The following is a 21311-nucleotide window of genomic DNA, read 5'->3' on the forward strand; positions in this document are numbered from 1 at the left end:
TTGGGTGCTTAATGGTTTGATATATAATTGCTTAGGTTGGTAGTTGGTAAGGATATATAATTTAGAGTTTTGAAAAAATTGATACTTATATTTTTTATGAATATCTTTACATAACCAAAAGTTTAAACCCAAAACAATGTTAAAAATAGGGGATAAGATTCCTGATTTTGAAGGACTTGACCAAGAAGGAAAAATAATTAAATATTCAGATTTTAAAGGAAAAAAACTTATCATATATTTTTATCCCAAAGCAAATACTCCGGGTTGTTCAGCTGAAGGATGTAATCTTAGAGATAATTATGCAACTCTTCAAAAAGAAGGCTATCAAATCATAGGAATAAGTAAAGATTCAGTAGATAAACAAAAATCATTTCATGATAAATATTCATTTCCTTTTCCGCTTATAGCAGACGTTGATAAAAAAATAATAGAATCATTTGGAGCATGGGGTAAGAAAAAATTTTTGGGAAAAGAATACGAAGGCATCTTACGATATACCTATATAATTGATGAAAATGGAATAATTAAAAATATTATTACCAAAGTAAAAACAAAGAATCATGCAGAACAAATCCTTAAAACTATGAATCTGTAAGATAAACATTAGTTAACTTAGATATTCTTAAACGACGAATATTTTAAAGGATTAAAAACAATTGAAAAATTAAATATATATAAAAAGTAAAACAAATAATGGCAGAAAAAGAAAGCAAAGACGCAAACAATTCAGAAGCAAAGAAGAAGGCGTTGAATCTAATTTTAGACAAATTAGACAAGACCTATGGTAAAGGATCAGTCATGCGAATGGGAGATAAGCCTGTTGAAGAAGTAGACACCATTCCTACCGGATCTTTCGGTTTGGATTTGGCTTTAGGGGTCGGAGGTTATCCACGAGGAAGAATTATTGAAATATTTGGTCCTGAATCATCGGGTAAAACAACACTTACGTTACACGCAATAGCAGAAGCTCAGAAAAAAGGAGGAATAGCAGCATTCATTGATGCAGAACACGCATTCGATCCAACCTATGCTCAACGTCTGGGCATCAATTTGGACGATCTGATTATTTCTCAGCCGGACGATGGAGAACAAGCATTGGAAATCGCCGATAATCTGATTCGATCAGGTGCTATTGACATTGTAGTTATCGATTCAGTAGCAGCATTAACTCCTCGAGCAGAAATAGAAGGAGAAATGGGAGATTCTAAAATGGGTCTTCATGCACGACTAATGTCTCAGGCTCTTAGAAAACTAACCGCTACCATTAGTAAAACTAAATGTACCGTAATATTTATCAATCAGCTTAGAGAAAAAATTGGAGTAATGTTTGGAAACCCGGAAACAACTACCGGAGGAAATGCATTAAAATTCTATGCTTCAGTCCGAATTGATATACGTAAATCAGGCTCACCGATCAAGGATGGTGATAATGCAATAGGAAGCAGAGTGAAAGTAAAAGTAGTTAAGAATAAAGTAGCCCCACCATTCCGTCAAACAGAATTCGATATTATGTACGGAGAAGGAATTTCCAAAGTTGGAGAAGTCCTGGATTTAGGAGTTGAAATGGGAATTGTCGGAAAATCCGGATCCTGGTTCAGCTATCAAGATACGAAACTTGGACAAGGAAGAGATTCTGTTAAGCAGTTATTAAAAGATAATCCGGAACTATTAGAGGAAATTGAAACCCGCATTAAAGAAAAATTGGCGGAACAATAATATGTAAAATAGTTATTAATTATAACACTCATAAAAAAACGATGAATTTCTTGAAATTCATCGTTTTATTTTTTTATAAGAAATAAATATTTTTAAAAATTAGAAACTTAATATCCGAAACCACTTTATAAATCTTACCAAAACGGATAATAGAATTTCTTAATTAAATAAAAATACCATACAATATGTGTAAATTTAATTTAAACCGATAATTCAGTTATTAATTCCGATTAAAAGATTTTTAATCTTAAATCCATTCATTAATATGCTCTCCGGTTCCCATTTTAATACTCTTAGCAGAAATAGTAAAAGTTTCCGTTAGAGGAGATTTACCGTAAGAATCAAAATTTTCTTTATATTTCACAACATATCCATCAAAAAAATATAATTCTTTTAAAGTAGAATTGTTGTCTCTTTTAATGAATACTATTTTACCATCTTTTCTTTCAAAGCTATTTGTCATCCACTCAAAAATATCAGTTTCACCGGTAGATTCAATTGAAACTTCAATCCTTCCCCCTCTGGTTTGGGAAGACGGGCGACCGGTCGGATCTGTTTCTTGAGCTAAAGAGTAATTAATATTCAAAACATTATATGATTTCCCTTCTACTTCTAATTTCGCTTTAAATGACATAGTGATTGTTTTACGATTATCTTAATAAAATTGTGTTAATTGAATTTATAACGCAAATATAGTACATGAAAGTTGTCTTATTTTTAAATTAATGTTAAATTAATTGTAAAATATAAAAATATTAATATATCTTATTTTCAGTTAAATCTCCGATAGATATTAATTTTTCAAAAATCAATTGATAATATCGAATCTTCCTATGCGTTTTAAGGTATAAAATACTAGATAATTTATGTTTATAATTTATTAATAACAAATTATAATGCAATTTATGCAATAATTTATATTTATAATTATTACTTTTATAACTTAAAAAATTCTGAGTAAAAATTATGTGGAAAAGTGAATACTGTAAAAAAGGATTATATGATCCGGAATTTGAGCATGACGCGTGTGGAGTAGGTATGATAGTCCACACCAAAGGTGTCAGATCCCATTCAATTGTTGAAAACGGACTTCAAGTTTTAGAAAATATGACCCACAGAGGAGCTGAAAGCGCCGATAATAAAACCGGAGATGGAGCCGGAATTATGGTGCAAATACCTCATGAATTTGTTCTTCTTCAAGGAATAGCAGTTCCGGAAAGGGGCAGATATGGGAGCGGGTTGTTATTTTTCCCTAAGGAAAAAGAAGAAGAAAAAAAGGCCTTTGAATTACTGTCCGAATTAATCAAAAAAGAAGGATTAAGTTTTCTAGCCTTGAGGGATGTACCTGTTAATAGTGATATACTTGGAGAAATATCAATGGCAAATGAGCCGATTATAAAGCAGATATTCATAAAAGGAGAAGAATATTCACAAGAAGTATTAGAATTAAAACTGTATTTACTTAGAAAAAAATTTGAAAAAGCACTATTAGAATCAGATATAAAAAATAAGTGCGGGTGCTACATAGTAAGTTTGTCAACCAAAACCATTGTATATAAAGGAATGTTGACATCTTTACAACTAAGACATTATTTTCCTGATTTATTACATCCTAATTTTACCAGTGCCATTGCTTTAGTTCATTCAAGGTTCAGCACCAATACTTTTCCAACCTGGGATTTAGCTCAGCCTTTTCGTTTAGTCGGGCATAACGGTGAAATCAACACCATCAAAGGAAACAGGTTGTGGATGGAAGCACGTGAAAGCGTTTTAAAATCAGAAAAAATAGGAAATATAGAAGATATATGGCCGATTGTGCAGCAGGGAATGAGCGACAGTTCATCTTTTGATAATGTATTAGAATTTTTAGTAATGTCGGGCAAGTCCTTGCCCCATGCATTGGCCATGATGGTTCCGGAATCATGGAATGATAAAAACCCGATCTCATCCGAACTGAAAGCTTTCTATGAATACCACAGCATTCTTATGGAACCGTGGGACGGACCGGCGACCATTTTATTCAGTGACGGACGATATGCCGGGGGATTGTTGGATAGAAATGGATTACGTCCCGCACGATATCTCATTACCCATCATGATATGATGGTAGTAGCTTCAGAAACAGGAGTAGTTACCTTTGATCCCTCAGAAATCAGGGAAAAAGGAAGATTAAAACCAGGAAAAATGGTATTAATTGATACTATGAATGGTACTGTTCAGTATGACAAAGAATTGAAAGAAGAATTGGCAAATGCTTATCCGTATAAACAATGGTTAGATAAAAACAGAATTTCTTTAGATGATATATCTTCGGGAAGAAGCGTGAAATATGAAGTTCCGAATTTGGATGTCATGTTATCAGCATATGGATATTATCGTGAAGATATAGAGAAACTCTTAATTCCGATGGTTATAGACGGTAAAGAACCGGTGGGCTCTATGGGAAACGATACCCCTTTGGCCATATTATCCAAAGAACCCAATCGTTTATTTTCCTATTTCAGGCAACATTTTGCGCAGGTAACCAATCCACCCATTGATCCTATAAGAGAAGAATTAGTAATGTCCCTAGCGGGATATATAGGCTCTTTACATAAAAATATATTAGAGCCCATGCCCGAACATTGTAAAATGGTCGGACTGGCCTATCCCATTATAACTAATAAAGAATTGGATTTGCTTGAAAATTTAGACTATAAGGGATTTAAATCGACAGTAATTCCTATAACCTTTACGTATCAACCGGATGAATATGCTTACGGGTTGAAAAAAGGTATTGAAGAACTTTGTAAAACAGCGGAAGAAGCAGTGGACAAAGGAAGCAATTATATTATTTTAAGTGATAGAAAAGCTGATCTGGACCATATCGCCATTCCCTCATTATTAGCAGTTTCTTCTGTCCATCATTATTTGATTAAAAAGAGAAAACGTATGCAAATTGATTTGGTGGTAGAATCAGCAGAACCGAGAGAGGTTATGCATTTTGCCTTATTATTTGGATACGGAGCCAATGCGGTAAATCCATACCTGTCATTTGCCATGTTGAATGATTTGGTTGAAAAAGGAGAAATACAAATGGTATTTTCAACAGCAGAAAGAAATTACATGAAATCCATACATAAAGGATTATTGAAAGTTCTTTCAAAAATGGGAATATCAACCCTTAAAAGTTATATAGGAGCTCAAGTATTTGAGGCGATCGGAATAAGCTCAAAAGTATTGTCCGATTATTTTGGTCACACCATTTCAAAAATTGAAGGTATAGACTTAGAAGACATAGCATACGATACCATCCAATCGTTTAAAGAAGCATTCGAAGGGGTACATGATTCAACCATATACGACAATTTAGGAATGTATGCATGGAGAAAAGGAAGAGAAGCCCATGCTTGGAATCCGGAAACCATAGCAAAACTTCAAATTGCCACACGAACCGGAGATTACAATAAATTTAAAGAATTTACACAAGAAGTAGACAACAAAGAGGATAAAATATTTATAAGAGATTTTATCGATTATACATCTCAACCCATTGATATAGATTTAGTCGAGCCTGCATCTGAAATAATGAAACGTTTTGTTACAGGAGCTATGTCGTTCGGATCCATAAGTAAAGAAGCACATGAAGCCATAGCGGTTGCTATGAATACGATCGGGGGAAAAAGTAATACAGGAGAAGGAGGAGAACTAAAAGAACGTTTTTCAACTAATGCGAGATCAGCAATCAAACAAGTAGCATCAGGAAGATTTGGAGTTACAACTGAATATTTAGTGAATGCAGATGAAATTCAAATTAAAGTAGCTCAAGGAGCGAAGCCGGGCGAAGGAGGACAATTGCCCGGATTTAAAGTTGACACGATTATAGCCAAAACAAGACATTCCATACCCGGTATCTCATTGATTTCACCGCCTCCTCATCACGATATATATTCTATTGAAGATTTGGCACAATTAATCTATGATTTAAAAAATGTAAATCCGAAAGCTATAATTAGCGTAAAATTGGTATCAGAAAGTGGTGTAGGAACTATAGCTGCCGGAGTGGCAAAAGCAAAGGCAGATTTAATTTTAATCAGCGGGTGCGACGGAGGAACGGGTGCCAGTCCGTTAAGTTCAATTAAACATGCCGGATTACCACTGGAAATCGGTTTAGCTGAAACCCAACAAACATTGGTGTTAAATAATCTTAGAGGTAACATCCGCCTTCAAACAGACGGACAATTAAAAACAGGCAGGGATATTGTCATAGCCGCAATGCTGGGAGCCGAAGAATTTGGTTTTGCAACCAGTGCTTTGATTATTTTGGGTTGCGTTATGATGAGAAAATGTCATTTAAATACTTGTCCGGTAGGAGTAGCAACCCAAAATGAGCAATTAAGGGGAAAATTTAGCGGCAAAAGTGATTATCTAATAAATTTCTTTACCTTCTTAGCAGAGGAAGTTCGAGAACATTTAGCCTCACTGGGATTTACCAAATTAGACGATATTGTGGGAAGAACAGATTTGTTAAAGTCCAAATCCTCTCTTCAAAATCCTAGATTTGAAAAATTAGATTTAAACAGAATATTATATTATCCCGAAAAAAATAAAAATTCTTTAAAACACAATAAACTTCAAGATCATAAAATAGATAAAGTTTTAGATAGAGAATTAATAAACACTTGTCGCAATGCCATAGATCAATCCATGCCCGTATCATTGAAACGTACGATTCAAAATACGGATAGAGCAGTGGGAGCGATGCTGTCAGGAGAAGTGGCAAAAAAATACGGTAACGACGGATTACCGGATAATACCATTCATTGCACATTTAAAGGATCGGCAGGTCAAAGTTTCGCAGCTTTTTTATCCAAAGGAATCACTTTTACATTAAAAGGGGATGCAAATGACTATTTGGGAAAAGGATTGTCAGGCGGTAAGATTGTTTTGTTGCCTCCCGATTCATCTAACTTTATGCCTGAAAACAACATTATAGCGGGAAATACACTTTTATATGGTGCGACCTCAGGCGAAGTATATATTAACGGTCAGGTAGGAGAGCGTTTTTGTGTAAGAAATAGTGGAGCTCTTGCGGTAGTTGAAGGAGCAGGAGATCATTGTTGTGAATATATGACCGGAGGAAGAACGGTAGTGCTGGGTAAAACAGGAAGAAATTTTGCTGCCGGCATGAGTGGCGGTATAGCATATGTATACAATCCGGATGGCGATTTCGATTACTATTGCAATATGGAAATGGTTGAACTTTCCTTAATTGAAGATATTAGCGATATACGTGAATTAAATGATCTTATTAGCAATCATTACAAACACACTTCAAGCCCATTAGCTAAAAGGTTATTGGATAATTGGATAAACGAAGTAAATTCTTTTATTAAAGTTACTCCAATAGAATATAAAAGAGTCTTGCAAGAAGAAAAAATTCGCGCAATAAATGAGAAAATTTCAAAACTAGAATACGATTATTAAGATATTATAAAGTATAAAATGGGAAATCCTAAAGCATTTTTAACAATAAACAGAAAAGAGGCAGGGTATCGCCCTAGACATGAAAGAATTTCGGATTATGGAGAAGTAGAGCAGACATTAAATACAGAAGATAGATTCTTACAAGCATCTAGATGTATGGACTGCGGAGTTCCATTTTGTCAATACGGTTGTCCATTAGGAAATAAAATGCCCGAATGGCAAGATCTAATTTATAAAAGAAATTGGAAAAGAGCTGCTCGAAGTTTACAATCTACCAACGATTTTCCTGAATTTACAGGCAGAGTATGTCCGGCCCCTTGCGAAAAAACTTGTGTATTGGCGATTGAAGATTCGCCTGTTACCATTAGAGAAAATGAGGCGGCCGTAATGGAACACGCCTATTCCGAGGGATTCATGAAGCCACAATTTCCAACTGCACGAACAGGAAAAAAAGTAGCAGTTATTGGATCCGGTCCTGCAGGAATGGCAGTAGCCAATCAACTCAATAAAAAAGGACATACTGTAACAGTTTATGAAAAAGATACGAGCATAGGCGGATTGCTTCGTTATGGTATTCCCGATTTTAAATTAAACAAAAATGTAGTTCAAAGACGTGTTGATTTGATGAAAGAGGAGGGCATTGAATTTATAGTCAACACAGAAGTGGGCAAAGATATAAAAGGAAGAGAGATTTTAAAAAATTACGATGCCGTTTGTATCGCCATCGGGTCTCAGATGCCCAGAGATTTGAAAGTTGAGGGAAGGGAGCTCAAAGGAGTTCATTACGCAATGGAATATTTAAAAATGCAAAATAAGATTGTTGCTAAAGAAACCATTTCAGAAGAAGAATTTATTAACGCAAAAGGAAAAAATGTTTTGGTAATCGGAGGAGGAGACACCGGTTCCGATTGTATAGGAACGGCTAATCGTCAAGGAGCTGCTAATATTATACAAATTGAAATACTATCTAAGCCTAAAGAGTTAAAAGAAGTTGAAAACCGATGGCCCGTTCCTTTTCCGGTCTATTTAAAAACTTCTTCTTCACATTTAGAAGGATGTGAGCGAAGATGGTCGTTACATACCAAAAGATTTATCGGAGAAGAGGGGAAATTAACCGGAGTGGAATTAGTAGAAGTTGAATGGGAAAAAGATTCATCAGGAAAATTTACTTTGAAAGAAGTGGGAGAACCCGAAATATTAAAAATTGACTTGGCTTTTTTGGCCCTTGGATTTGTCAATCCCATTCAAGAAGGCTTTTTAGAAGAAATGGAGATCATCATGAATGAAAGAAAAAATATTCATACCGATGAAACTAGAAAAACCAATGTGGATAAAATTTTTGCAGCAGGTGATTGTGTGAGCGGTCAATCTTTGGTGGTAACAAGCATCGCTTCCGGAAGAAAAACGGCTAGGCATATAGATGAATTCCTAAGGAACTAGTATATTTTTTAATCTTGGAATAAGCTGATAGTTTTATAAAACTATCAGTTCTTTTTTATTGTAATACTAACTAAATGTATGAAAAACAAAAATTTAAAATATCATATTTTAGCTATAATAACGATTTGTATATGGGGTACTACCTTTATTTCAACCAAAGTATTAATGAATGACGGATTAAGTCCGGTAGAGATCTTTTTATACCGTTTTTTATTAGCTTATATATGTATATGGTTTTTTTCACCTAAGGTAATTTTTTCAAAAAATTATAAAGATGAATTTCTGTTCTTGTTAATCGGGTTATTTGGAGGAACAATATACTTTATAACAGAAAATATAGCTTTGAAGTTATCTTTAACTTCTAATGTATCGTTAATATTGTCTACTAATCCTATAGTAACCGCTTTTTTTACTATAGTAATAAATAAAAAAGAAAAAGTAACTAAAAATTTAGTGTATGGTTCTTTATTAGCTTTATTAGGAGTTTTTTTAGTAATATTTAATGGTAATTTCATACTCGAGATAAACTTTTGGGGTGATCTATTGGCTTTAACGGCAGTACTTTCTTGGACAATCTATACCTTAATTTTAAATAAACTCAGTAATACCTATTCCATACTTTTTATAACCCGTAAATTATTTTTTTATGGAATAGTAACTATAATACCTTTTATTTTAATAGCACCTTTCAAATTTCATAAAGATGTATTGCTAACACCTACGGTAATTTTTAATCTTTTATTTTTAGGCATTATAGCATCTATGGTATGTTTTTTTACCTGGAATTTATCAATAAAGAAAATAGGAATTATAAAAACAACCAATTATATCTACTTAGTACCGTTGATAGCAATCATTTCGGCATCAATTATTTTAAAGGAAAGTATAACAATGATTACTTTTCTAGGTACCATATGTATTTTATCGGGGGTGTATGTATCAGAGAACGGAGTAACAATTAAAAGAAAACAAAATTAAAATATAATAATTAAGTAAAATGTTTACAAAGAAATTTGAAAAAATACTTAGAATTACCTGGTTTATTGTTGCGTTTTTTTTAACCATATACTTGGGATATGCTATGTGGAAAGACAATGCCGAAACACTTTCCCATATACTAATTTTTACCGTAACCGCTTTGCTTGGTTATGTTTGTGTTAACGTGTTGGTATATAGATCGCCGATAGTATCCAATTTATTGGGAATGTCAGCAAATATTGGCGAAATATATACCCATCTGTTATTTGGAAATGTAGGTATGGCGTGTAGTAATCTATATTATTTTATAACTCATGTTTTCGGGCTGATTCTATGGACTAAGAAAAAAAATCAAGATCAAGAAGGAAAAATCAAAGTATCAAAAATGGATCAAAAAGCCTTACTATATACGATCTTATTCTGTATAATAGGAATAATTCTTATGTTTTTCTTTGGGGATTATTTTTTTAAAAAAGATTCTTCTCCTTACATACTTTTACTTAATTGTATTGCTTTTATGATAGGAGTGTCCGCTCAATTTACTATGATCATGAGACAACCATTTTCCTGGGTTTTGTGGAGTGTTAGTAATTTAGTTTGGTTATCATTGAATCTGATATCACATAATTATATTTTTGCTGTTCAATCCATATTATATGAAATAAATGCGCTCGTAGGCATATATAAATGGTATACCGATTCTGATAACTAAGCCAACAGATTAAAAAAATAATTATTTAGGTAAGTAAACTTAGAATTTAAGTTAAACTTTCTTCAAACCTTAATTATATATTAATGCTTATTAGCGAGTTGTCCACAGGCTGCATCAATATCATCCCCTCTGCTTTTTCTTATTTTAACAATGATATTTTCTTGTTCCAAAGCGTTAACATAGTTTTGAATTATGTTTGAATTGGCTTGAGTGTATTTTCCTCCTTCTATGGAATTGTATTGTATTAAATTAACTTTTGACGGTATTGATTTACAGAATTTTATTAATGCTTTTATATCTTCATTGCCGTCATTAATTCCTTTCCAAATAATGTATTCCAGTGTTATTCTACTTTTAGTTTTCCGATACCAATAGGATAGAGATTCCATTATACTTGTAAGAGGAAATTTAACACTAAATGGCATTAATTGATTGCGTTTTTCCTCAATGGCTGAATGTAAGGATAAGGCTAATTTAACTTTCAAATTTTCATCTGCTAATTTTTCAATCAGTTTAGGAATTCCGGAAGTAGAAACGGTAATCCTTCTGGGAGATATGCCTAATCCTTTGTCCTCCGTGATCTTTCGGATAGCATCCGTTACGGAAGAATAATTGAGTAAAGGTTCCCCCATTCCCATAAACACTATATTGGAAAGAGGCTTTTGATAATATTCTCTGCTTTGTTTATCAATTAAAGTTACTTGATCTACGATTTCTGCGGCAGTTAAATTTCTCATTCGTGTTAATTGTGCCGTAGCGCAAAAAGTGCAATCCAAACTGCATCCAACTTGCGAAGAAACACAAGCTGTAGTCCGTTTAGCGGTAGGAATCAGAACCGATTCCACGACATTTCCGTCGTGTAATTTTACGGCATTTTTAATTGTCCCGTCGATAGATCTTTGCATGACGTGGATTTCTGCCGGCTTAATCGAGAAATGATTTTCTAAATTTTCACGTAAAGATTTGGAAAGATTGGTCATCTCTGAAAGAGAATGAGCATTTTTATTCCATAGCCATTCATAAACCTGTTTGGCTCGAAAAGGTTTTTCTCCTATCGAGGAAAAATAAGCCTCAAGTTCTTGTAAACTTAAGGCTCTTATATCTTTCTTATTTTGATTCAAAGTTACTATAATGCTATTATTAAATGATTAACATGGCATCTCCATAGGAGTAAAATTTATAATTTTCTTTAATAGCTTCTTTGTAAGCTTTCATAATTAAATCATATCCGGCAAAAGCAGAAACCATCATCATTAAAGTTGATTTAGGAGTGTGAAAGTTGGTAATCATGGAATCGGCAATACCAAAATCGTAAGAAGGGAAAATAAATTTATTGGTCCATCCTTCGTATGGATTTAATCGTTTATTAGCAGAAACTGAGGTTTCAATAGCCCTCATGGAAGTTGTACCCACAGCACATACACGGTGTTTGGTCTCAATGGCATGATTTACTATTTTACAAGTTTTTTCTGAAATGGAAATTTGTTCACTTTCCATTTTATGTTTGGAAAGATCTTCAACTTCTACTGAAGCAAAAGTACCTAATCCTACATGTAAAGTAATTTCAGCAAATTCAATACCTTTAATTTCCAATCTTTTTAACAGATGTTTTGAAAAATGTAGTCCTGCCGTTGGAGCTGCAACTGCACCTTCTTCTTTTGCATAGATGGTTTGATATCTTTCAGCATCTTCTGAATCAGGTTTTCTTTTAATATATTTTGGAAGAGGAGTTTCTCCTAATTCTTTTAATTTTCTTCTGAATTCTTCATAAGATCCGTCAAATAAAAAACGTAAGGTTCTGCCTCGGGAAGTAGTATTATCTACAACTTCAGCCACTAGACTGTCATCTTCCGTAAAAAATAATTTATTTCCAATTCTTATTTTTCGTGCAGGATCTACCAATACATCCCAAATTCTTGACTCAGCATCCAGCTCTCTTAATAAAAAAACTTCTATTTGAGCTCCTGTTTTTTCTTTGTTACCATATAAACGAGCCGGAAATACTTTTGTATTATTTAAAATAAATACATCTCCTTCATCAAAATAATCAATGACATCTTTAAATAATTTATGTTCTATTTCTCCTGTATTTTTATGTACCACCATTAGTCTTGCCTCATCTCTGTTTTTGGAAGGTCTATCCGCAAGAAGTTCAGGAGGTAATTTAAAATCAAAATCTGAAGTTTTCATTATTAAAATTATGTTTAGATTACAAATATACAATAAGCATACCCCTAAAGTCAAGTATTTATTAATGTATGCTCTTTATCTAAAGGACTTTTTGGCAAGTTTTTTGAAAATATTAACTTAAATTATAAGTTTTATTGATAAAATAGTAAATGTTAATTATTTAGTCATGATCAAATAATATTTCTAGATTTTTATTGGTAGCATATAATTTAAAAGTAAATTAATTTTTTTTAAAGTAAATTTCTTTCAAATAAATTTATACTTAGTTAGAGCAATAAGGGTGGAAATATTTCTACCCTTATTTTTTTAAAGAGTAAGTCTTTGTAACTCTTCTATGCTTCCATTAAATACATTGATGTCTACAAAATTTTGTGTAAATCCTTTGACAATCCCCTTTTCCGTAAATTGCCAAAAAATCCATTTTTGGTGCAAAGGACTTTCTATAGGGTTATAGTTTGCCGTCCATATAATGTATTCACTTAAATCAAGATCCGAAATATGATAGATAAAATATGAGTCATTGGAATAAATAATGGGCTTTACATTATAGTTTTTTTCTACTATGTTCAACCAATTGATAAGTCCCGATTTCAATAATTCCAACGATTGATTTTTGGGCAGATCTTCCACGTCAAGTACGGGAGGCAAATCACCTTTATCCAAAGTTACGGTTTTAATAAAGTTTTCTGCTTGTAGGGTTGAATTTCTGTTCACATCATAATAATGATATGCGCCTTTGAGTATTTTTTTTTTCGTAAGATTTTTCCAATTTTTTTTGAAAAAAGCATCCTGAGTAAAAGCCCCTCGGGTTGCTCTAACAAAAACAAAGGAAACAGGAATATCTTTATGAATGTCTTGAACGCTATCCCAAAGTATTTTACCTTGATGTTGACTTATATCCAACCCGAAAGCATAATTTTTATATTTTTTAAAAACAGCCTGAATCTTTTCGGCTTCTGAAGTTTTAATTCTCTTTTGAAAATTTGCATTTCCGAACTCACCAATAGCTAATTTTTCTTTTATAATGTAATAATACATAATGAGTGAAGTTCTAAAAAAGAAAAGCACAGATAAAAAAATAATAATACCCGTTAGCCAATAATAGAGCTTATAAGGAATTTCCTTTTTACTGTTTTTCTTGTTTATCCTTCCTTTCATGAAAATATAAAAAAATAGTAGTTGGTTAATTATGAATAATTTAGTTCATTTCAAATAAGATTATTCAAATTTAAAAAAACTATAAATACCAATGAAGACTTAGTTATTATTTAAGCCATTGAATAATGTAATGCTACATGAATTTAAAAAATGTTTAGGTAAATTGTGCTTTCCCGAATGATTTTTTAAGCAAATTAAGCTCTTAAAAATTCATATTTTTAAATCCTATAGTTTTTATGATACTATTTTTTAAACAATATGTATATTTTAGCGGAATGATAAAGGCATTATTTTTCGAGGTAGAAGAAAGTAATTAGTTTATTCTTTTATATCGAGAAAATTCTTTACTAAGGCTTTAGCTTTATTTTGAGCTTTTTCCAAATTATCATTAATAATAACAGCGTCAAAATCTTTGGCAAAAGAAAGCTCTTCATCCGCTTTTTGAATTCTGGTTAATAGCGATTCTAAATTTTCAGTATTTCTATTTTTCAAACGTTCTTCAAGATCTTTTAAAGAAGGAGGCGCTATAAAAATTGCCAATGCTCTATCTTTAAATTGTTTTTTAAGATTAAGTCCACCCCTTACATCAATATCGAAAATAACATGCTTCCCTTGGTTCCATAATCTTTCTATCTCTGAATGAAGAGTTCCGTAATATCGTCCTTTATAAACCTCTTCATATTCAATAAATTCATTATTTTTTATTTTTTCCTGAAATTGTTCTTCAGTAAGAAAATAATAATCTTTTCCATCAACTTCATTTTCTCTTTTAGGACGTGTAGTACAAGAAATAGAAAATGAAATTTCAGGAAATATGGATAAAAGATATTGAACAATGGTTGTTTTTCCGGCACCGGAAGGAGCTGAAAAAATAATTAATTTGCCTTCCATAGGCTTTCCCGGAAGCAATTCTTTAAGTTGAAACGTATCATTTCCCGGTTTTTGATAGATTAACCCCATGAATTAATTATAAAACGTTATTAGTTTGTTCTTTTATTTTTTCAAGTTCGTCTTTCATTAGTACGACTAATTTTTGAATTTCAGAATGATTGGCTTTAGAACCAATGGTATTGATCTCTCTTCCCATTTCTTGGGCAATAAAACCTAATTTTTTTCCGGCTTGATCTTCTTCTTCAATTACTTTAAAAAAATATTCACAATGTTGTTTTAAGCGTACTTTTTCTTCATTAATATCTAATTTCTCAATATAATATACAAGTTCTTGGTGAAAACGCTGTTCATCAAATTGGACTTTCAATTCAGATAATTGTTTTTCTAATTTCTGCCTTACGGATTCCACTCTTTCTTGTTCGTATTTTTCAATTTCAGATAATGAAATGAGAATATTTTGAGTGTATTTTTTTAAAACGTTTTCTAAAGACTTTCCTTCTTCAGCTCTAAAATCGTTTACTTTTTCAATAGAAGCGTTTAGACATTCTAAAACCAAAATCCATTCATCATCACTAATTTCAATTTCTTGATTAGTAAATACTTCAGGCATTCTTATAGCCATCTTAAGGAAATCCAAGGGTGTGCCTTCTATTTGTAATTCTTCCAAATTGGAAATATAATTTTTAACAGCATTTACATTGATTCGAGAATTATTTTCTGCACCTAAATTTTCAATAACTATAGAAAAATCTATTTTTCCTCTTACTAATTTATTTCCGATAATTTTTCTTAATTCCAGCTCTTTATTTCTATATCTAGGCGATATCCTTACAAATAAATCAAGAGATTTACTGTTAAGGGTTTTAATTTCAATTGAAATTTTTAAATTTTCTGTATTGACTTCTGACTTACCATAGCCAGTCATTGATTGTAACATAGTTAATAAAAATATGGTTATAACTAAGCGTAGTTAATTTAAATGTAGTTTGCAATTAAAAGAACTGCAAAATTAACCTTTTTTTAATTCAATTATAGTTATTTCCGGCCAAATTCCTACTCTTCCCGGAAATCCTATAAAACCAAATCCACGGTTTACATAAAGGTATTTATCCTTTTCTTGATATAAATCCGCCCATTTAGGGTATCTATATTTGATAGGAGACCATTTTATAACACCGGGAATTTCTATTCCAAACTGCATTCCGTGAGTATGGCCTGATAAGGTAAGATGCATTTTCTTTGAGAAATTTTTTACAATAGCATCAAAATGGGAGGGATCATGTGATAATAAAATATTGAATTCACCATCTTTAATGTTTTGAGAAGCAATTTCTATATCTCCATCTTTAGGAAAATGTCCTGCTCCCCAATTTTTAACTCCCACAATGTTGATGAATTGGTTATCTTTATAAAGTCTTATAGATTCATTTCTTAATAATTTCCAATCAATGGATTTATGATATTCGTTTAATTGATCAATATTTTTTTGTTGAGCAATTTCATTCTTTCCAAAAACATAAACTCCATAATCATGATTACCCAAAATAGAGTATTTGCCGTCTTTTGCTTTTATGGTTTTTAACAAAGGAAGCCACGGTTCCATTTCATCCGCCAGATTATTAACAGAATCCCCGGTAAAGACAAACAAATCTGCATTTTGGTCATTTAGAAGTTTTATTCCTCTGGCAACCTTATCATAATCCTTAGTGTTAAAACTTCCCAAATGAATGTCTGAAAGTTGAGCAATTCTATACCCGTCAAAATTATCGGGTAGATCAGGAAATTTTATAGTAACTTTCCTTAATCTAAAATCGAATTTACCCCAAACAATACCTTCAATAATGGATAAAAAAGGAATACTTGCAAGTCCTAAACCAATAGCACTTATAGCCTTTCTTCTTTCAGGTAAATATGCGTCATTTGCAGAAGGTTTTGATGTAACTTTTCTAACTAAAAAGGTCAGCATTCTTATGAGGTCCTCAAAAATGATCGTTATTGCCAAAACAAATTTCGGAACGAAAACAATCATAAAAAAACCTAATAAAAAATGAACTTGCCCTTTGTTATTTCTATCAATAAAAATGGACCAAATAAGAATAATCAATAAAGCACTAATTGAAAAACCTAACCAGTATTTTCTAAAAAGTTTATTAGTTGTCAATACTTTAATAGCTTGATAGCAATAATATTCAACAATTAATGATACAATAAATAATATTCCTATTATAGAGCCCAATGTATTTTTGAATTTTCAGTAATTAAATTTTATGGCATTCTATACAAAATTGCATTGATATTCATCCCTGCACCTACCGAGGCAAATATGACCAAATCATTGGATTTTAAAGTTTGGTTTAAAAAATTACCTTTAACCATCATGTCGTACATCGTGGGTATGGTTGCTACAGAAGAATTACCGAATTTTTGAATAGTCATGGGTGCTATTCCTTCCGGAATATCGGTTACCTTTAATTTATATAATTTAAAAACTCTTTCTAATATAGCATGATCCATTTTTGCATTCGCTTGATGGATAAGAACCTTATTTATATCGGATATGGTGTATCCGGCATCATCGATCACTTTTTTTACGACTTGAGGAACGTAAGTTAGGGCATATTCATATACTTTTCTTCCTTTCATTCGGATGTTAGCTTTCGATCCGACATAATTAGGATTTAAAGAGGAGTCTGTGGCAATATAAGATACTTCTTCTCCATTATCGCTTCTGGTATAATGATGAAGAATACCTACCGGTTTATCGGTTTCTCTGGATTCAAGTATTACACCTGCTGCACCATCAGAAAAAATCATACAATTTCTGTCATAAGGATCAACAGTTCTGGAAAGAGTTTCAGAACCTATAACCAATATTTTCTTAGCCACTTTAGCTTTTAATAATTGGTCGGCTAAAATCATCCCTTCATTCCATCCCGGACATCCAAAGTTCATATCATAGGGCTTACACAAAATATTTTTGATACCAATTTTATTCTTGGTTAAAGCAGCTATGGAAGGCATAATTCTTACTTGTCTTTCATTAGCATCGATATCTCCAAAATTGTGAGCTACGATAACATAATCGAGTTCTTCCTTATCTATTCCTGCATTTTCAATTGCTAATCTACCTACTTCTGCTGCCAGATCAGAATTCATCACATTGTTGTCGTCAACGTAACGTCTTTCAGTTATTTCAGTGATATCTGCAAATTTTTTAATAATTTCTGGAGTCGGTTTCGTTATGGGTTCCCTATTTTCATCATAAAAAGTAATTCCTTCAAAATTGCTATTTGGAACGACTTTCTTAGGTAAGTACGATCCAGAGCCAGTTATAATACTTTGCAACATATTAAATTTGTGATATTATTCTTGATAATAATTTGACAAATTTATGTAATAATTACTAAAAAATCTATTATATTGTTACCTTTGTGCATCAAAGTAAGGTTATATGCTGAATAAAAATTCCTTACAAGGATTATTGATAGCGTTATTTATAGGATTAATTTCATTTTTTATATACAAGTTTTATATTGAAAAGAATGATGAATTTTTGTTGGATAATCCCAACAAGGAAGAAATTAAAGTACTTGTAAATGGAAAAAGTTATTCACTCGCGGGAGGAAAATCTCTGTCAATTCCTGTTAATTCGGGTAAGAATACAATTTCATGTCAAAATAAACAGGGGAATATTATTTTAAAAGATACTTTTTTTGTAATAACTAAAAATAAAAGAGGTCTTATTAATCCTTCTTTAGCAACCTATTTCACTTTTAAAAGATATTACGGTCATATAAAAAACAGGGACTCCATATATCGAGCCCATCGTAAAAATATCAATGGAAAAGAGTTTATAGGTGAAATTGGCGAATACAACCAATTAGTAATACAAGATTTCTATTATAATATTAATCAAAATTTTCCTAAAATAATTAATAAAGTAGATTCCATAGAATCAAGGATTAAATTATTCAGAAAAAACCAATTTTTAGAGTTTTATCGGTCTACATTTGAATAAAACAGTTACTTTTGTAAGTTGAGAACAGCAAATTAATAATATGCCAAATATTGTAAAGCCATATAACGAAACAGAAAGTAAAAAGAAACAGGTTGAACAGATGTTTGATAATATATCTGAAAATTATGACTTCTTAAACAGATTGTTATCTTTTAACATTGATATTTATTGGCGGAATCAATTAGAAAAAAAAGTGGTGGCATATAACCCCGAAAAAATATTAGATGTTGCTACAGGAACGGCTGATTTGGCAATTGAACATGCTAAAAAAACAAAAGCTTCAATTACCGGTTTAGACTTGTCCCAAAAAATGTTGGATTACGGTCAAGCTAAAATAAATAAAAAAGGGCTGAAAGACAGAATAAAATTAGTTAAAGGAGATGCTGAAAATTTACCTTTTCAAGAAGGAGAATTTGATATTGTAACAGTTTCCTTCGGAGTTCGTAATTTCGAAAATTTAGAAAAAGGTATTTCTGAAATGGGAAGAGTGCTTAAAAAGGGAGGAAAATTGTTAATCTTAGAATTTTCAAAACCCGGTGGTTTGTTTGCTCCTTTCTTTATGTTCTATTTTAAAAATATATTACCCGGCATAGGAAAAATAATTTCAGGAGATTCACGAGCGTATACATATTTACCCAATTCCGTTGATGCTATGCCCTATGGGGAAAATATGAAAAACTTGATCCTTAAAAATGGATTTAAGGAGGCAAGCTTTAGAAGATTGACATTTGGAGTAGCCACTGTCTATGAGGGAATAAAATAAATAAATAAAAAAAACGTTTTCTCTACTATGAAGAAATTAGTCATAGTTTTATTATTAATAGTAATACATTGTGGAGTTAATGCGCAGTTCCGTTCAAGAGACGTTATGGAAAGGTATACTGATTTTGATGATCAGGAATTTTCCTGGGGGTATTATTTAGCAATGAATTATTTTGATTTAAAAATTCATCCCAACAAAGAAGGTTTAGAACATACCGGCAGATATTTAGTTGATGTGGATTCTAAAGGAGGATTTACTGTAGGCTTAATTGGTAAAATGAAAGTTCATGACTACGTTGATTTGAGGTTGGAACCGGCAATGCACTTCACACAACGCGATTTAATTTTTAACAACGTTCAAAAGATCATCGATGAAGAAATTGCCAATGGTCTGGAAACTACTTACACAGAACAAGATGTTAAACGAAATGTAAAATCTACATATTTAGATTTTCCGTTATTTTTAAATTTTCACGGGGACCGATGGTATAATTCCAGACCTTATGTACAGGCCGGTTTAAGTTGGTTAATAAACTTACAAAGTAATGAGAAAAAAGAAAAGGATAATACCGATCAAATCTTCCGAATGAAAACTAATAACTTTTCTTATCAATTAGAAGCCGGTATAGAGCTTTACTTTAAGCGATTTAAAATGACTCCGTCAGTAAGGGGGATATTCTTTTTCAATAATGAATTAGTAGCAGATAATCCGGGAACTCCTCCGTACTGGGCAGGTGCATTAAAGTCGATACATACCAGAGCTGTCGTCTTTTCAATTAAATTCGAATAATCATTTTTAAATCTTTTTATTACTACTTTTTATTATAGTAAATAATTTAAATTTTTAGTTATTTTTGGTCTGCTAAATCTTTTTTTTCTGCTAATTTATCGGCATATAATAAACTAAAAGTTAAAATGGAGTTATTTCAATTTATTAACAACTTGTTGAAATAATTCAGTATAATTAACTTAAAAACATCATATAAAATTTTAAATTTTACTGCAGGGATTTGTTATTTAAAACAATGTAGGTGAAATTTTGTTGGATAAACTATTATATTAGGATATTAACTTTTTTAAAAAAGAATTTCATATATTTGCAAGAGAGTTAGAATAGTAAATTTTTCGTTCTAATATGGAAGAGATTATTCAGGGAATTAATGATTTGGAAAATAAGATTCTCGAATTAAAGAAGGAAAATGAAGAATTGAAAAGAAAAAATGAATATCTAGAAAATTCTCTTTTAAAAAATGAAGATAAATTTATTCAGAAAGAAAAACAATATAAAGAACTTGAAGAGCTTAATAAAAGATTGAAAGTTATTAATGCAATTTCGGGAAGTGGAGAATATAAGAAGTTGATGAAATTGCAGATGAATAGAATGATTAAAGAAATAGATGCATGTATTTCAGAATTGCAGAATTCATAAATAAAAATGTCTCAAAAAGTAAATATACGAGTAGCGGGAAGAAATTACCCCCTAGTAGTACAAAGTGAGGAAGAAGAGATATTACGAATTGCTGCAAAAAAAATAGAAAAATACATTAGTACTTTTGAAAAAAACTATAACATTTCTGAAAAACAAGATGCTTTAGCTATGGCGGCTTTACAACTAGCTTCAGAATTAGAAAACATTTTAAGGGAAAAATCTCAAGAACAAAATGAAATTTTGCTTAAAATAAAAAAAATAAAAAAATTGTTATAGATAAAGTAACGCATTTCCAAATAGATCATAGAATTTAAAATTAAATGTAGAACAAAGATATAACCTACATTGATTCTAACTCAATTTAGTAAACTCAACACGAATTGACTGACTGAGTGATTGTTTTTTTTAATGGCGGGCTGCCTCTCATCTTTTCAGATGATTTGATAGAAATATCAACAGCAGATTACAGAGAAAAAAGCATAGCTTGAATCCTGTTTATTGGAGTTTACTTAAATCAAAGTTTAATAGGATTGATGTAGGTTTTTTTATAT

The 21311-nt window shown here is 31.6% G+C and carries 19 protein-coding genes; 11 read left to right on the plus strand and 8 right to left on the minus strand.

From position 1 onward, the window contains the following. Positions 1 to 136: 136 nt before the first annotated feature. Positions 137 to 595, plus strand: coding sequence for a thioredoxin-dependent thiol peroxidase (bcp, locus tag GFV00_RS06445; protein ID WP_160557595.1), 459 nt, complete (start codon positions 137 to 139; stop codon positions 593 to 595). 98 nt (positions 596 to 693) lie between these two features. Then, positions 694 to 1716, plus strand: coding sequence for a recombinase RecA (gene recA, locus GFV00_RS06450; protein WP_160542507.1), 1023 nt, complete (start codon positions 694 to 696; stop codon positions 1714 to 1716). A 247-nt stretch (positions 1717 to 1963) separates the two neighbouring features. On the opposite strand, the gene tssD is transcribed toward recA, so the two are convergent. Beyond that, the gene (gene tssD / locus GFV00_RS06455) at positions 1964 to 2350 is read right to left on the minus strand and encodes a type VI secretion system tube protein TssD (RefSeq protein WP_105296336.1); all 387 of its coding nucleotides are present in this window, start codon (positions 2348 to 2350) and stop codon (positions 1964 to 1966) included. A 332-nt stretch (positions 2351 to 2682) separates the two neighbouring features. Between tssD and gltB the strand changes: the two genes are divergently transcribed. The 4 genes from gltB (at position 2683) to pnuC (ending at position 10312) form a co-directional block, all read left to right on the plus strand. Then, a complete protein-coding gene (gene gltB, locus GFV00_RS06460) occupies positions 2683 to 7182 on the plus strand; it encodes a glutamate synthase large subunit (RefSeq protein ID WP_160557594.1) in 4500 nt (1499 codons plus the stop codon). An 18-nt stretch (positions 7183 to 7200) separates the two neighbouring features. Continuing rightward, complete coding sequence (locus GFV00_RS06465) at positions 7201 to 8622, plus strand: glutamate synthase subunit beta (RefSeq protein ID WP_160557593.1); 1422 nt, start codon at positions 7201 to 7203, stop codon at positions 8620 to 8622. Positions 8623 to 8700: 78 nt separating this feature from the next. Continuing rightward, positions 8701 to 9600, plus strand: a complete 900-nt coding sequence (locus GFV00_RS06470; protein WP_160557592.1) for a DMT family transporter — start codon at positions 8701 to 8703, stop codon at positions 9598 to 9600. A gap of 19 nt (positions 9601 to 9619) precedes the next feature. Further along, positions 9620 to 10312 (plus strand): nicotinamide riboside transporter PnuC, encoded by a 693-nt coding sequence (gene pnuC / locus GFV00_RS06475; RefSeq protein ID WP_160557591.1) that lies wholly within the window; start codon positions 9620 to 9622, stop codon positions 10310 to 10312. A gap of 80 nt (positions 10313 to 10392) precedes the next feature. On the opposite strand, the gene rlmN is transcribed toward pnuC, so the two are convergent. The 7 genes from rlmN to GFV00_RS06510 all read right to left on the minus strand — a co-directional run bounded on the left by rlmN (position 10393) and on the right by GFV00_RS06510 (position 17899). After that, positions 10393 to 11433 (minus strand): 23S rRNA (adenine(2503)-C(2))-methyltransferase RlmN, encoded by a 1041-nt coding sequence (gene rlmN / locus GFV00_RS06480; protein WP_160557590.1) that lies wholly within the window; start codon positions 11431 to 11433, stop codon positions 10393 to 10395. Positions 11434 to 11452: 19 nt separating this feature from the next. Then, positions 11453 to 12502: a tRNA preQ1(34) S-adenosylmethionine ribosyltransferase-isomerase QueA gene (gene queA / locus GFV00_RS06485; RefSeq protein ID WP_105296330.1), complete on the minus strand. Its 1050-nt coding sequence runs from the start codon at positions 12500 to 12502 to the stop codon at positions 11453 to 11455. 306 nt (positions 12503 to 12808) lie between these two features. Then, complete coding sequence (locus GFV00_RS06490; protein WP_160557589.1) at positions 12809 to 13660, minus strand: glycoside hydrolase family 25 protein; 852 nt, start codon at positions 13658 to 13660, stop codon at positions 12809 to 12811. Between the two features lie 318 nt (positions 13661 to 13978). After that, positions 13979 to 14620, minus strand: a complete 642-nt coding sequence (gmk, locus tag GFV00_RS06495) for a guanylate kinase (protein ID WP_306434002.1) — start codon at positions 14618 to 14620, stop codon at positions 13979 to 13981. Positions 14621 to 14627: 7 nt separating this feature from the next. Further along, complete coding sequence (locus GFV00_RS06500; protein WP_160557588.1) at positions 14628 to 15488, minus strand: YicC family protein; 861 nt, start codon at positions 15486 to 15488, stop codon at positions 14628 to 14630. Between the two features lie 72 nt (positions 15489 to 15560). Next, entirely contained in the window at positions 15561 to 16787 is a 1227-nt protein-coding gene (locus GFV00_RS06505; RefSeq protein ID WP_160557587.1) for a metallophosphoesterase, read from the minus strand. A 29-nt stretch (positions 16788 to 16816) separates the two neighbouring features. Beyond that, positions 16817 to 17899, minus strand: a complete 1083-nt coding sequence (locus GFV00_RS06510; RefSeq protein ID WP_160557586.1) for a 3-oxoacyl-ACP synthase III family protein — start codon at positions 17897 to 17899, stop codon at positions 16817 to 16819. A gap of 103 nt (positions 17900 to 18002) precedes the next feature. Here GFV00_RS06510 and GFV00_RS06515 point away from each other — a divergent pair, with 103 nt between their 5' ends. From GFV00_RS06515 to GFV00_RS06535, 5 genes are all read left to right on the plus strand, one after another. Next, positions 18003 to 18569, plus strand: coding sequence for a hypothetical protein (locus GFV00_RS06515; RefSeq protein ID WP_160557585.1), 567 nt, complete (start codon positions 18003 to 18005; stop codon positions 18567 to 18569). A gap of 40 nt (positions 18570 to 18609) precedes the next feature. Continuing rightward, positions 18610 to 19332, plus strand: a complete 723-nt coding sequence (gene ubiE, locus GFV00_RS06520; protein WP_160557584.1) for a bifunctional demethylmenaquinone methyltransferase/2-methoxy-6-polyprenyl-1,4-benzoquinol methylase UbiE — start codon at positions 18610 to 18612, stop codon at positions 19330 to 19332. 27 nt (positions 19333 to 19359) lie between these two features. Further along, on the plus strand, positions 19360 to 20121 hold the full coding sequence (locus tag GFV00_RS06525) for a porin family protein (protein ID WP_160542495.1): 762 nt from the start codon (positions 19360 to 19362) through the stop codon (positions 20119 to 20121). A gap of 345 nt (positions 20122 to 20466) precedes the next feature. Continuing rightward, positions 20467 to 20760, plus strand: coding sequence for a hypothetical protein (locus GFV00_RS06530; protein ID WP_105296322.1), 294 nt, complete (start codon positions 20467 to 20469; stop codon positions 20758 to 20760). 6 nt (positions 20761 to 20766) lie between these two features. Further along, the gene (locus tag GFV00_RS06535) at positions 20767 to 21036 is read left to right on the plus strand and encodes a cell division protein ZapA (protein WP_160557583.1); all 270 of its coding nucleotides are present in this window, start codon (positions 20767 to 20769) and stop codon (positions 21034 to 21036) included. The last annotated feature ends 275 nt before the right edge of the window (positions 21037 to 21311 follow it).

Origin of the sequence: Apibacter sp. B3935 (assembly GCF_009827705.1) — a bacterium.
In the GTDB taxonomy this organism is placed as follows: domain Bacteria; phylum Bacteroidota; class Bacteroidia; order Flavobacteriales; family Weeksellaceae; genus Apibacter.